General features: G+C 58.7%; 12 protein-coding genes. 10 read left to right on the forward strand and 2 right to left on the reverse strand.

All coding sequences use genetic code 11. The features are described 5' to 3' along the window. Positions 1 to 26 precede the first annotated feature (26 nt). Positions 27 to 188 carry a hypothetical protein gene (locus IVA96_RS04355; protein ID WP_247301015.1) on the reverse strand — a complete coding sequence of 54 codons (162 nt, stop codon included), beginning with the start codon at positions 186 to 188 and terminating at the stop codon, positions 27 to 29. Positions 189 to 407: 219 nt separating this feature from the next. Between IVA96_RS04355 and IVA96_RS04360 the strand changes: the two genes are divergently transcribed. The 3 genes from IVA96_RS04360 to IVA96_RS04370 are packed head-to-tail and all read left to right on the forward strand — an operon-like array spanning position 408 to position 4,285. Then, positions 408 to 1,658 (forward strand): Tm-1-like ATP-binding domain-containing protein, encoded by a 1,251-nt coding sequence (locus IVA96_RS04360; RefSeq protein ID WP_247354112.1) that lies wholly within the window; start codon positions 408 to 410, stop codon positions 1,656 to 1,658. Beyond that, the gene (locus tag IVA96_RS04365; protein ID WP_247415507.1) at positions 1,651 to 2,475 is read left to right on the forward strand and encodes a phosphoenolpyruvate hydrolase family protein; all 825 of its coding nucleotides are present in this window, start codon (positions 1,651 to 1,653) and stop codon (positions 2,473 to 2,475) included. The genes IVA96_RS04360 and IVA96_RS04365 overlap by 8 nt, the downstream gene beginning before the upstream one ends. Positions 2,476 to 2,506: 31 nt before the next feature. Further along, positions 2,507 to 4,285, forward strand: coding sequence for an FAD-dependent oxidoreductase (locus IVA96_RS04370; protein WP_247354113.1), 1,779 nt, complete (start codon positions 2,507 to 2,509; stop codon positions 4,283 to 4,285). Positions 4,286 to 5,005: 720 nt separating this feature from the next. Here IVA96_RS04370 and IVA96_RS04375 read toward each other — a convergent pair. Then, the gene (locus IVA96_RS04375) at positions 5,006 to 5,155 is read right to left on the reverse strand and encodes a hypothetical protein (RefSeq protein ID WP_247415509.1); all 150 of its coding nucleotides are present in this window, start codon (positions 5,153 to 5,155) and stop codon (positions 5,006 to 5,008) included. A gap of 667 nt (positions 5,156 to 5,822) precedes the next feature. Here IVA96_RS04375 and IVA96_RS04380 point away from each other — a divergent pair. The 7 genes from IVA96_RS04380 (at position 5,823) to IVA96_RS04410 (ending at position 12,881) form a co-directional block, all read left to right on the forward strand. After that, positions 5,823 to 6,680 carry a branched-chain amino acid ABC transporter permease gene (locus IVA96_RS04380; protein WP_247415511.1) on the forward strand — a complete coding sequence of 286 codons (858 nt, stop codon included), beginning with the start codon at positions 5,823 to 5,825 and terminating at the stop codon, positions 6,678 to 6,680. A 3-nt stretch (positions 6,681 to 6,683) separates the two neighbouring features. Then, positions 6,684 to 7,904: a substrate-binding protein gene (locus IVA96_RS04385; RefSeq protein WP_247415513.1), complete on the forward strand. Its 1,221-nt coding sequence runs from the start codon at positions 6,684 to 6,686 to the stop codon at positions 7,902 to 7,904. After that, complete coding sequence (locus IVA96_RS04390) at positions 7,905 to 8,993, forward strand: branched-chain amino acid ABC transporter permease (protein ID WP_247415515.1); 1,089 nt, start codon at positions 7,905 to 7,907, stop codon at positions 8,991 to 8,993. It abuts the gene before it with no gap. After that, positions 8,980 to 9,714, forward strand: coding sequence for an ABC transporter ATP-binding protein (locus IVA96_RS04395; RefSeq protein WP_247415516.1), 735 nt, complete (start codon positions 8,980 to 8,982; stop codon positions 9,712 to 9,714). Before IVA96_RS04390 ends, IVA96_RS04395 begins: the two co-directional genes overlap by 14 nt. Beyond that, positions 9,707 to 10,402 (forward strand): ABC transporter ATP-binding protein, encoded by a 696-nt coding sequence (locus tag IVA96_RS04400; protein WP_247415518.1) that lies wholly within the window; start codon positions 9,707 to 9,709, stop codon positions 10,400 to 10,402. The genes IVA96_RS04395 and IVA96_RS04400 overlap by 8 nt, the downstream gene beginning before the upstream one ends. Before the next feature lie 78 nt (positions 10,403 to 10,480). Then, entirely contained in the window at positions 10,481 to 11,737 is a 1,257-nt protein-coding gene (locus tag IVA96_RS04405; RefSeq protein WP_247415520.1) for an amidohydrolase family protein, read from the forward strand. Between the two features lie 619 nt (positions 11,738 to 12,356). Further along, positions 12,357 to 12,881 carry a hypothetical protein gene (locus IVA96_RS04410; RefSeq protein WP_247415521.1) on the forward strand — a complete coding sequence of 175 codons (525 nt, stop codon included), beginning with the start codon at positions 12,357 to 12,359 and terminating at the stop codon, positions 12,879 to 12,881. Positions 12,882 to 12,914 lie beyond the last annotated feature (33 nt).

A 12,914-nucleotide genomic window follows, 5' to 3' on the forward strand; every position in this document is an offset into this window, starting at 1 on the left:
CTTCCACCGAGGACGCCGGCAAAGGATCAATGGGCAGCATTCACCACGGTCGCGGTCGATCCCGGACCGCTGGAGGATGTGGCCAATACCTTCGCCGAATTCTTGACGCCGCAGACAAAAGCCCATGCGCTGAAGGATGGGGCAGCGGTGTAGTCGGATCGATCATGGTTCTTCTCGATCATCACCATCGGCGGCAGTACATCGTCATCAACATGTCGGTCATGGTCATCACCGACGGGACTGGCTGCCCCGCGCGATCTTGAGCAGAAGCGCAGGCTGACAAGTGGCTGGCAAGCGCTTTCACCGCCTCTACCCAATCTTACCCAATTGCCCCTTTTACTCATCTTATGAGCGGTTTCAGCCCGGTCTAGACCACCTGTTGTTAAGAATGGTCCGGGAGGAAGATCGTGTCTCACCATTGCACGGACGACCAGGGGTCGATCCGGGACGGTAACCCGTCCGAGCTGGCGGGCGCGGTCGCGATCGTGGCGACCCTGGATACTAAGGGCGCCGAAGCGTCTTACCTTGCAGGTACCATCAAAGCGTGCGGCCGCAAGATCCTGCTGATCGACATCGGTACATCCAACTTGATTGCCGGGGACAAACAGGATGCTGACAGTGCTCGCGTCTCTTCGCCTGCCGAACTCTTGAAAGAGATAGCCGCAAGCACGCGCAAGAAGGTTGCTGGCCTCCTGCAATCAGGCGCGATCAGTGCGATCGTTGGCGTTGCAGGTGGAAAAGGTAGCGCGGCTTTCGGGGAGATCGTATCCGATTTGCCTTATGGCTTTCCCAAGTTGCTGGTCAGCAGCGCAAGGCCAGCCCTGCTCGCAGAATTGGCGATCCACAACGACATCATCCTCTATCCGACGCTCGTCGATCTTTTCGGAATCAATGCCTTTACCGATCGGGTGCTGCAGAATGCAGGGCGAGCCATTGCAGCGATGCACTATGCGCCCGCTCAAGGTGCGCACAAAAGAAAGATTGTCGCGATCACAGCCTTCGGCGTAACGACGCCCGCGGCAAATCAGTGCATGGCGCGCCTTGCCGAGGCCGGGGTAGACGCGATTGTCTTTCCTGCCAACGGGGCCGGCGGGCGCAAAATGGAGCAGCTGATCGCGGCCGGTGAATTCGACGCAGTCATTGATCTGACCACAACAGAGCTCGCCGACGAACTCTTTGGGGGGGCCGCCAGCGCTGGACCCGACCGGCTCAAAGCAGCGTCGCAGCAATTGATCCCGCAAGTGATCGCGCCTGGCGCGGTCGATATGGTCAATTTTGGTCCGCGCTCGAGCATTCCTGATCAATTTCGCGGCCGCCAGTTCTACTCCCATACGGCCTACACAACGCTCATGCGCACAACGCCTTCCGAGAACGCGAGCATCGGCCGGCTCACGGCCGAGCGGCTGTCGCGAGCAGAGGGGCCTACCATCGTCCTTTGGCCCGCGAATGGCGTTTCCGATTACGACCGCGAAGGCGGCATTTTTTGCAATCCCGAGGCCGACAGGGCTTGGCTCGACGCGCTGAAGGACAATCTTGCCCCGAAGATCGCGGTCCGCGAACTGAACTGCCACATCAACGATCCCGAATTTGCCGAGGCCGCCGCGAGCTGGATCCTCAAACAATTGGGCACGGAGGCTGATTGTAATGCGAATGTTTGAGCGCAATGAAATCCTGTCCAGGATCGCAAGCCAGATCGAAGAACGAAAAGCGGTCCTTGCGGCCGGAAGCAGCTGCGGCCTGGTCGCGAAATGTGCCGTCCTCGGAGGGGCCGACATGCTGGTGGTCTACAGCACCGGGCTGTCGCGCCTTATGGGGCTTCCCACGAGCCGAATCGGCGATTCCAACGCGCGCACGCTCGAGCTTGCGGCCGAAATCCGCAATGTCGTCTCTTCCGTGCCTGTCGTGGGCGGTGTCGAGGCGTGGGACCCTCTCCGGCTCGACCTTGACGCGCTTCTCGACAAGTTCTGGGGGGCCGGATTCTCCGGCGTCATCAACTATCCGACCATCTCCACCATGGGTGAACAATGGCGTGAGCGCCGAGGCCGCGTTGGGCTCGGCTTCGAGCGAGAGGTCGAGATGATTGCGACTGCCCGCAAGAAGAACATCTTCTCGCTGGCCTATGTCGCACGCGCCGAAGACGCCAAAGCCATGACGAGTGCAGGTGCCGACTGCATCGTCCCCCATGTCGGGGCAACCCGTGGCGGGCTCATGGGCCATGAGGATGGGCAGTCAATTCAAGAGGCGATCAGGCGCATTAACGACATCAACACGGCGGCACGAACCGTTCGCTCCGATGTCATCCTGCTTTGTCATGGCGGGGCGATCGCCGAGCCGCAGGACACGATCGAGGTCTACCGGTCGACTCAGTGTATCGGCTTCGTTGGCGCCTCCTCCATCGAAAGAATTCCCATCGAACGGGCGGTGAAGGCCGCGGCAGGGGAATTCAAAGCTGTCCCGCTCCCGCGACATCACTGACGTTCATCGGAAATCTTGCAGCGAGGCTGGAATGGATAAGCCGATCGGCCGATCAGGCAACGATAAGACAATCACATTCCCCCGAGGGAACAGGCTGGATCATGATTGGGAGACCGATGTACTCGTGGTCGGTAGCGGTGCGGCCGGACTATCAGCGGCGCTCTATGCGGCAAAGGCCGGATTGCGAGTTACGGTATGTGAAAAATCTCCGCGAATCGGCGGCACCACGGCGCTGTCGAACGGCATGATCTGGGTTCCTTGTTCGCCCCACGCGCGGTCTGCTGAAATCGATGACTCGCTTGCGAAAGCAAAGACCTACCTGCAGCATGAACTTGGCATCCATTATCGGGCAGGCTTTGTTGAGGCCTATCTTGAGGACGGTCCAACTGCGCTCACAGCACTTGAGAACGGGACAGAGGTCAAGTTCACGCTGGCGTCTGTGCCCGATTATCACTCGAGCCAGGTCGGCGGGGTTGACAAGGGCCGGGCGCTCAGCCCTGCACCCTATGATGGAAGGCTTCTAGGCAGCGATTTTGATCTGATAGGCGACCCTATTCGTGTTGTGCTCGGCGGGATGATGATCTCGTCCGGCGAGGTGAGAAGCTTTCTGAACCCGTTCCAATCGTTTGCTTCGCTCAAGCATGTCTTGCGTCGCCTCAGCCGCTACGTAAGGGACCGCCTAAGTTACAGGCGTGGCACCGAGCTCAGCGGAGGCAATGCCTTGATCGCGCGGTTGCTCGCGAGCCTGCGCAAATACGACGTAGAGATTTGGCCGGCGTCGCCTGTTATAGACCTCATCTTGGAAGAGGGGCGCGTCACGGGGGCAGTCGTCAAGCTGATCGATTCTGAGGTTCGCGTGTGCGCCTCGCATGCGGTGATCCTGGCAACGGGCGGTTTTGCTCATAACGCGCAATTGAGAGCCGAGCTAAGCGGCCCTCACCAGCATGACGACACGCTGGCCCATCCCGATGCCACGGGAGATGGCATTAGGCTTGCGACCAGGCGCGGAGCTGCAATTGACAATGATGTGGCCTCTGCCGGCTTCTGGACGCCCGTGTCGATCCTGAAGAGCGGCAGCTGCTCGCAAATTGTCCCGTACGGCTGGCTCGACCGTGGCCGCCCAGGCGTCATTGCTGTGGGGCCAAATGGCAAGCGCTTCGTCAATGAATCCAATTCGTACCACGACATCTGCCTGGCAATTTTCAAAGGTGGATATCCGGCAGACAAGCGATTCTACTTCATCTGCGATCACGACTTCGTCCGCTTAAGAGGCATGGGACATTTGCTCCCCTGGCCCTGGACCTTGAGCATCGACAAATATGCACGCCTCGGATACATCAAGGTGGGGAAAACGATTGAAGAGCTTGCGAACCGGTTGGGGCTAGACCCTGCTGAGCTTCAAAAGACGATCGAGGAACATAACGCCCACGCCGCCGAGGGGCGCGATCCGCTTTTCAAACGTGGAGAATCGGTTTTCAACCGCACGCAGGGCGATCCTGCCGTGGGAATGAAAAATCCAAATCTTGGAGCAATCAGAAACGCCCCATTTGTCGCGCTGCCGATCGTGCCGGCAACGCTCGGAACAGCGACTGGATTGGCAACTGATACTGACGGCAAGGTCCTGGACGAAAATGGCAGGCCGATCATGGGTCTCTATGCTTGCGGCAATGACATGACCTCGCCAATGCGTGGAATCTATCCGGGAGCAGGCATCACGATCGGTCCGGCCATCGTCTTCGCATACCGCGCCGTGAACAGCATCCTGCTGTCGGCTCATCAGGGGCAAAAGGCTGCGGCTTCTAGAGCTTGACGGTGAAGTTCAGGTGCGTGGCGGCATGTATTCGCTGGGTCGCGAAAGACATGATCCAGACATCAGTGGCAAGCAGAGATCGCTCCGAACGACGCCTTCGGACGCCCCGTCATACAGAACTCATCTCTGAGCGAGGTGGCACTCTCGGCGTTAGAACAGACGCAACTCTTTGGGATATCCAAAGCTCGTCTGGGCTGCATATCATCTCGCGCTTTGTTATTCCGCAGTGAGCCACGATCTCTAACAACACCAAACAAAAACGCTTCATTCGCCGCAGCAGTTGAGTAAGAACGTGGACGCGGCTACGAAAGCCGTGACGGCTGCCCAGGCGTCTGGTTCTTGCCGACGTTCACATCCTGGCCAGGGAGTCCGATCAGGATGTCGCTGTTTTGGGCGATGATCTTGTGACCCTTGGAAAGCGAGTCCCGCCTTTGAGCTGAAATGTGAAGCCAAGTTCGTCAAGCCATAAAGGCAGTGCATGATCCAGTAGTCCTTTTCAACCAGGGCCGGAGCAATGCCCTCCGTCCGCCACAATCCGAATCAGATCCGCCAACTGCGGATGTTTGTGGAGGAAATCACGCGGCATGTAGTTCGTTGCCCCTCAGCGAACCTTCAAAGAACTTCTTGGCGCGTTCACTTCCGTATGCGCTCACCGCACGACGCAAACGCTTCTGGCCGGACTCGGCGGCTCGCTCCGCCGCGGCGCTTGAGCACTTCATCCTAGGCCTCGGCAAGCTGATCGACGTTGTTGACGAGATCTACGAGCAGGAACTCCTTCGTCAGTGACTTCGGGAAGCGTTGCCTCATGCGAAAAGCAAACTCGCGGTTGCTGAGCTCAAACTCCCTGTGGCGCTTATGATTGTAGCTCACGGTTTTGTCGTAGAGCTGCGTCGTGCCCACACCGAGACTGTTGTAGGCGGTTCGGCGAGGCCAGCACAAACGTGTTGTCTTCAGAAACGTCCTTGCGACTTTCTTGTCGTAGGCTGAGCCTGGGAGGTCATTTTCCGCTGTCTTTCAATCATTTTGGGGCAAGGACGGGCGCGCCTGCAACCCGAAGGTCACATGCTTGCGCTTGAGCTCGGCACCAAACAATGAAGCAGTCAGGCTCGGCGACCTTGCGGCGACCAGGCGTCGCACCCCGCGCAAAATTGCTCCAGCATCGGCACGTTGTCGACCACCTCAATGACTGAGCCATCTTGCAGCACGCACACTACGTAGGTGATATGGCGACAGTTGCTTGCTCGTCGAGAGCTCCGCTACCGCAAGCACAATGCCACTTACCAATGCCGCATTACCCCACATTACTCAGATTGCGTTGCGTTCCTGCTAGGCGAACTCGCCCTGCATATCGTGAATAAAACGTCGATCGGCGAGCCATCTTAAGAAACGCACCATCGGCCGCACCTCCAGGTGCCGGGATGAAACCTTCAGGAGCGCCTCGTGTCACCAGCCCTTTGCATGCCAACCGCAGCTCACGCCGTCGATCAATCTGGACCGGAGGATGCGCTCGCAAGTCCGAGGAATGTGACGTAGCGACATGGATACGCTATTTATCGCCGCGTTCGAAGTCTTGAGCTTCGGCGCCATCGTGGTGCTGGTCGTGCTCGGTCTCGGAATCATTGCCAGCATGATGGGCATCTTCAACTTCGCACAGGGCGAGTTCGTCCTGCTCGGTGCCTACATCACCTATCTCGTGCACAGCATCGGTTTGCCGGTCGCGCTAGGCATGCTCGCCGCGCCTATTGCGGTCGGCGCGCTCGGGCTCGCATTGGAAAGACTCGTGGTGCGACGGTTCTACGCGGCGCCGATCGTCGCCATGCTCGGCACCTACGCGCTCGGGTTAATTATTCGCGAGATCGTGCGCGGCCTGACTGGCGGCCTATATCTCTCGGTGCCGGAGCCGGTCGGTGGGTCCATCACCATCGGCACGCTGCATTTCGCCACTTGGCGCTGCGTGATCGTTGTCATGACCGTGCTCGTGATGGCCGCCAGCTATGCGCTGATCGCCTACACCTCCTTAGGCCTGCGGGTCCGCGCCTCGCTGGAGAACCCGTCGCTGGCGCGGGCCTCAGGCATCTCCACCGGCATGATTTACAGCGTGACCTTTGCGTTTGGTGCGGCACTCGCGGGTCTGGCCGGCGCGCTGATCGTACCGGTCTTTTCGCTGTTCGCCGATCTAGGCATCCGCTTCCTTATTCAAGGGTTCGTCGCCGTGATGGTAGGCGGGGTCGGGTCCTTTGCCGGCCCTGTCGCCGGCGCCAGCGCAATCGGCACGTTCAGTGCCGCGCTGCCCTGGCTGATGTCCCCGGTGATCGCCGACGTTCTGGTTTTCGTGTTCGCCATCATTTTCATTAAGGTCCGGCCGCAAGGCCTGGTCTCGGGAAGAGGGGTTTAACTGATGATCAACGCCAGCCAACAACTCAGCCGCCGCCGTTTTCTTCGCAATTTCGCCTTCGCCTCTGCCGCTATTGCAATCGGCCCGGGCAGCTGGGTGATCCGCCCGGCCTGGGCCAACGCCGCGGAAGGCCCGATCAGAGTCGGTATCGCCACTGATCTTACGGGTTCACTCGGCTTTGCCGGCAATACCGACGCTAATGTCGCTCGCATGATCGTCAAGGAGATCAATGACAAAGGCGGTCTACTGGGGCGTCCGATCGAGCTCCTTATCGAGGACACGGCCTCCAACGAGTCGGTCGCAGTCGGCAACGTCCGCAAGTTGATCCAGCGAGACAAGGTCGACCTGGTGCTCGGAGGCATTTCAAGCTCGATGCGCAATGCCATCAAGGACGTCATCATCTCTCGTGGCAAGACGCTCTACATCTATCCGGAGGGCTACGAGGGCAAAGAGTGCATGCCCAATCTGTTCTGCACCGGGCCGGTACCGGCTCAGAATTGCGACCAGTTCATTCCCTGGTTGATCAAGAATGGCGGCAAACGTTTCGCGATGCCGAGCTCCAACTATATCTGGCCGCAAACGATCAATGCCTATGCGCGCAAGGTGATCGAGAGCAATGGCGGCGAGGTGATCTTCGAGGAGTACTATCCGCTCGACCAGATCGATTTTTCCTCCACGGTGAGCCGCATCATCTCCAACAAGGTGGACGTGGTGTTCAACACCATCGTCCCTCCCGGCGTCAGCCCTTTCTTCAAGCAGCTCTATCGAGCGGGCTTCTCCAAGAACGGCGGGCGGCTGGGCTGCGTCTACTATGACGAGAACACACTTGTAATGAACCAGGCCAATGAGATTGAAGGTCTCGCAAGCAGCCTTGACTACTACAAGGCGTTGACATCCGAGGACCCGGTGAGCGCCAAGATTCAGGCGGCGTACGACGAACAGTTTCCTGCCAAGTTCCGGTTCTCGGCAGGCAGCGCCGCCACTGGCACTTATCGAGGACTGAAGCTGTGGGAAGCTGCGGTAAAGGAAGCTGGCACGATTGACCGGGTCGCGGTAGCTGCTGCCCTGGATCACGCCAAGATCGAGGAAGGTCCGGGCGGGCCGGCGGAGATGGTGCCCGGCAAGCGCCACTGCAAGATGAACATGTACATCGGTGTGGCGAAGGGCGGCCAATACGAGATCGTAGCCCGTAGCGCCGGCCTGGTCGACCCGAAGGAGTGCTGAATGTCTCAGGTAACGTCGACCAGCACCGGAACGCGTGCAGCGTCCTGCGTGATCGAAGCGTCGCAGACCCTCACTATCAGTGCGTCTGCAAACGCCGGCCGCCAAGAGGTGCTTCCAGTTATTGAAGTGGCGGTGCTGATCATCGCCGCGGTCGCGCCGTTGCTGCTGCAGGACTACATCACGGTGTATGCGACGCGGGTGCTTATTCTGTGCCTCTTCGCATTGTCGTTCGACTTGGTGTGGGGCTATGCCGGGATCTTGAGCTTAGGGCAATCGTTGTTCTTCGGCATGGCCGGCTATGGCGTGGCACTGCTTTCACGGGATTTCAACGTGGCGTCGATCTTTGCCGTAATTCCGCTCGGTACTCTGATCGGCTTCGTTGCTGCGTTGCTGCTGGCCGGTTTCTTGCTGCTCGGCCGCCACGCCTCCAGCATCGTCTTCGTCTCGCTCGGCACCATGACCGGAGCTTACGCGGCCGACCGGCTGGCGCGCGGTTCTTATTACCTTGGTGGTCAGAACGGAATCCCTTCGATCCAATCGATGAGCATCGGATCGTATGCACTGAGCGAGGGACCGGCTTTCTATTACTTGGCGCTGGTCATTCTGATACTGGTTTACCTATCGTCGCGCTTTCTGTTGCGCTCGCAGTTCGGGCTTGCGCTGGCGGGATTGCGGGAGAACGAACAGCGCATCGCATTCTTCGGCTACAAAGTTCAACACCTGAAGGCAATCATTTTCGCAATAGGTGGCGCGATCGCAGGCATTGCCGGAAGCCTTTATGCGTTCCATGAGGGCTTCGTCTGGACCACCATGCTGGGGGTCGTGATGTCGACCCAGGTCGTGCTCTACGTCCTGTTCGGCGGCTCTGGGACATTGATTGGTGCCGTGATCGGCACCGCAATCGTCGAGGGCCTCAGTTTCTGGCTCTCCGACAACTATCGCGACATCTGGCCGATCATTCTCGGCGTCTTGCTACTGCTCGTCATCCTGTTCCGGCCGCTCGGCCTGATCAGCTTGGTGCTCGGTGAGCGGGAGCGTGTCGGTACCTTCGGCCCGAGCCCGAAAGAGATACGTAATGCCGCTTCTTGAAGCCGCCGGAATATCCAAGGTCTTCGGCAAGCTCACCGCGCTGGACGGTGCCGCGCTCACAGTTGACGAAAACGAGTTTCATGGCCTCATCGGACCGAACGGCTCCGGCAAAAGCACCTTGATGAAGTGCCTGGCCGGGGCGGAAGTACCGACACAAGGAAAGGTCAGTTTCGCCAACACCGACATCACCGCGTTCACACCGACAGAGCGTGCAAGGGCGGGTATGAGTCTGAAATTCCAGATCACCTCCGTACTACCGGCGCTGACGCTGTACGACAACATCCTGCTCGCGCTGCAGGCCCAATCCTCGCTGCTCGATCTGGTGTTCTCGCGTACTCGAGGACGACTGCACGATAAGGTCATGATGATGCTTGCCCAATTCCGCCTTGCCGATCGAGCCTTTGATGCTGCGGCTGCGTTATCGCACGGCCAGCAGCAATGGCTGGAGATCGCGATGGCGCTCGCAGGCCATCCGCGCCTTCTGCTCCTGGACGAGCCGACCGGCGGCATGAGTCTCGAGGAGCGTCGCGTCACCGGCGAATTGCTGCAGCCGATTAAACAGCATTGCTCGCTTATCATCGTCGAACACGACCTGGATTTCATCCGCGACATTTGCGACCGCCTGACGGTGCTCGATCAGGGCAAGGTCCTGGCGTCAGGTACGGTTGCGCAAATCCAGGCCAACAAAAACGTCCAGGAGATTTATCTGCGCCGTGCCTGAATTCCTCGATATCAAGTATCTCGACGCTGGCTATAGACGCAGCCAGGTCCTGTTTGGCGTCAATATCGCCATTCCCTTGCGCGGTGGTGTGGCTATCCTCGGTCGCAACGGCGCCGGAAAAAGCACGCTCATGAAGGCCATCGTCGGCGAGCTGCCGATCTGGAAGGGCGAGGTGCAATTCGATGGCCGCGACATCAAGCGTTGCCGGACCGACGAGCGGGTGCGCGCCGGCATTGGCTACGTGCCGCAGGAGCATTCGGTGTTTGCGTGCCTCTCGGTGCGCGACAATCTCGCGGTCGGATCGGTTTTCCACCGCGAGACATCGGCCGTAGATCGGGTAATGGGAATGTTTCCGAAACTCGGCCAGCGCCTGGATCAGCCGGCCGGAACGCTGTCCGGCGGCGAGCGCAAGATGCTGGCGATCGCGCGCGCGATGCTGGGAAACCCAAAGCTGCTGTTGCTTGATGAGCCGACCGAGGGCGTCTGGATCGGCGTTATCGAGGAGATCACCGAGCGCTTGAGCGAGCTTGCCAGGGACATCGCCGTCATCATCGTCGAGCAACACCTCGATCTCGCAATGCGCATAGCGGATCATACGTATGTGCTCGATCGCGGCCGCGTCGCGCTGTCGGGGCCATCGCAGCAGTTGCGCGGCGACCCCCGTCTTTTGGCGTATCTGGCGCCATAGGAGCATCGCCCCGGCTCTCATCGCGTGGGCGGAGAAGCGGCTTCATCAACTCCATACAACGACTGTGCGGGACGGACAATGTCTGATGGAATTAACCAATTTGTTAATGCGTGCGAAGTCGTCGACGTGCATGAACATCACATGCCCGAGGTCGCCCTCAGCCGCGACGTAAACCTGCTGAAACTGTTTCAACAGAGCTATGCGGCTTGGACAAACTATGTCCTGCCATCCGAACCTAAGGCGACTAGCAGTATGATATCTGCTGCAACTGAGCCGACCACTTGGGAGGCCCTTGCGCCATTCTTCGAGAAGAGCGGCTCAAACGCATTCGTCCGTAACCTCGTGGGTGGAATTGCTGACCTTTACGGCGTTGCTGACAACGGAATTACGCGTGAAAACTGGGAGGCGGTAGACGCCTCAGTACGCTTACGCCACAAGGATCCGAAATGGCCAAGCGAAGTCATTGGGCGCGCCGCCATCAAGAGGATCGTAACGGACCCTTTTCTCGACCCATTGCTCGACCCGCGCCCGGTCCTTGGCGAAAGATACGACGCCGTCCTGCGCATCAACGCATTTGCCTTAGGCTGGCATGCTGAATCTCGCGATCACAATGGAAATTCCGGACATACGTTGCTTGGACGTCTCGGCATGGAGGTGAAAACCTTCGACGATTATTGCGCCGCGATCCGCGAGCTCGTAGCCGGATGCGCCGGGCGCAATCAGATTGCGCTCAAGAACGCGCTCGCCTATGACCGGGATCTAAGCTTTGACGAACCGAACGAAGAGCTGGCTCGGCAGGCGTGGGGGCAAATGTCGCCGTCCCCTGGAGCGCGCAAGGCTTTCAGCGACTTTGTTGTCGACTTGTTCTGTCAACTCGCAGCCGAGGCGGATCTACCCGTTCAAACTCACCTCGGGACCGCGATCATAAGCGGTTCACATCCCTTGCGGATTGCCCCCCTGATTGAGCGTCATCCTCGGACCCGTTTTCTGTTGATGCATTTGGCCTATCCCTGGAGCCGGGATTTATTGGGAATGGCGTTTGTGTACCGAAATGTTTGGTTAGATTTGTGTTGGTCTTTTCTGTTGAGCCCATCCCATTTCAAGCTCGCGCTGCACGAGGCCATTGAAGTCTTGCCGGATGAATCGCGTTTGATGCTCGGAGGAGATTGCCTCCACGTTGAGGAGACGTTCGCGGCGATTCAAAGCGCGCGCCAATTGGTTGGCGAAGTTCTGGACGAGAAAATTGCGAGCGGTTACTTTCGATCCCGCAACGCCGAACGATTGGCGGTCAGGATCCTTTGCGAGAACGCGACCGAGTTTTTTGCAATGTCTTGATTATGGGGACGAGTCACAGGTTTTGACGCTGTTTGTCTTGGTTCGAATCTAGGTTCCCCAGCCGGAACTTTAATGTGAAAAATTCCAAATTTGTCGGTAACTTGTGGCGCGCGGTCTCGCGGTGCGTACCCACGTGCGTACCCAGTGGCGATGGCTAGACCGGCTGGCGTGGCCTCACCAGCGGTTCAGCAGCTCCAAGGGGCGGCTGGCCTCTTCGCCCCCGAACGAAAATCAACCCCAGAGAGTTTTCATTGAGCGCATAGAGCTTTCGGACGATCAGCTTCTAACGCTGGTCATTGAGGCGGATGCGGCTCTATTCGCAGCCGGCGAGGACATCAAGCAGCGGAGCTTTAACGTTCCGCGAGAAGTGATGCGGCGATTGGGCTCCGTCTCCTTCGTTTTGTTTGGCGAAGGCACACCTGAAGTCCTAAGCCGCATCCGAGAACAGTTCTCAAATATTGCGCGCGCGATCTGGCTATTGGTGGCCATATTGGCGTGTTCATGTTTCGAGACGTTTTCGCGCGCGTCGGCGTCCCGCATGCCTATGGACAACAAGTCCGCGTAGTTCCAATCGAGCACGTTGAGCTTACCGACGTTCAAAAGGCGATACTCGCACGAGATGCGGTCGCATTTGAAGCCTACCAATGATCAGTTCGCTGACCTGTTTGACCTTGAATATGGCATTCGGGAGATGCGCTCTTCTTACGCTTCGATGGAGCTGGTGGAACGGTTTCTCAATCTCGCGCGGCTGCATCTCCACGGCGCCGCAGCGATCTTGACGGGGGGCGTCGACCACAGAGGAGCGGTTCAAAGTGGACTGCTTGCTACAGAACTCGCGCTGAAGGCGTTGGTGGCCTCTACCGGGCTGAATGAGGAAGAGATCAGAGAGGGGTACGGGCACCGAGTAAGCGACCTCGTGGACGATATCGAGGCAAAATGGCCAGCCTTCGATGCTGCGCGGGTGCGCAGAGTAATGTCTGCAAATCCAAAGTTTGTAGCCAACCGCTACGCTAAGGAGCAGCCCGCGCGTGTAGCCGTTGGGCATATTGTGATGGGAGCCAAATACATCGCCGCAGAAGTCACCCGGCAGCTGTCGGACAGGAACTTTAGGCAGAACGGCGGCCAACCGTGGGCGCGAAAATAACCTGCTTGAAGTGCCATAGACAGACAGACCGGA

Origin of the sequence: Bradyrhizobium sp. 159 (assembly GCF_023073795.1) — a bacterium.
Lineage (GTDB): Bacteria > Pseudomonadota > Alphaproteobacteria > Rhizobiales > Xanthobacteraceae > Bradyrhizobium.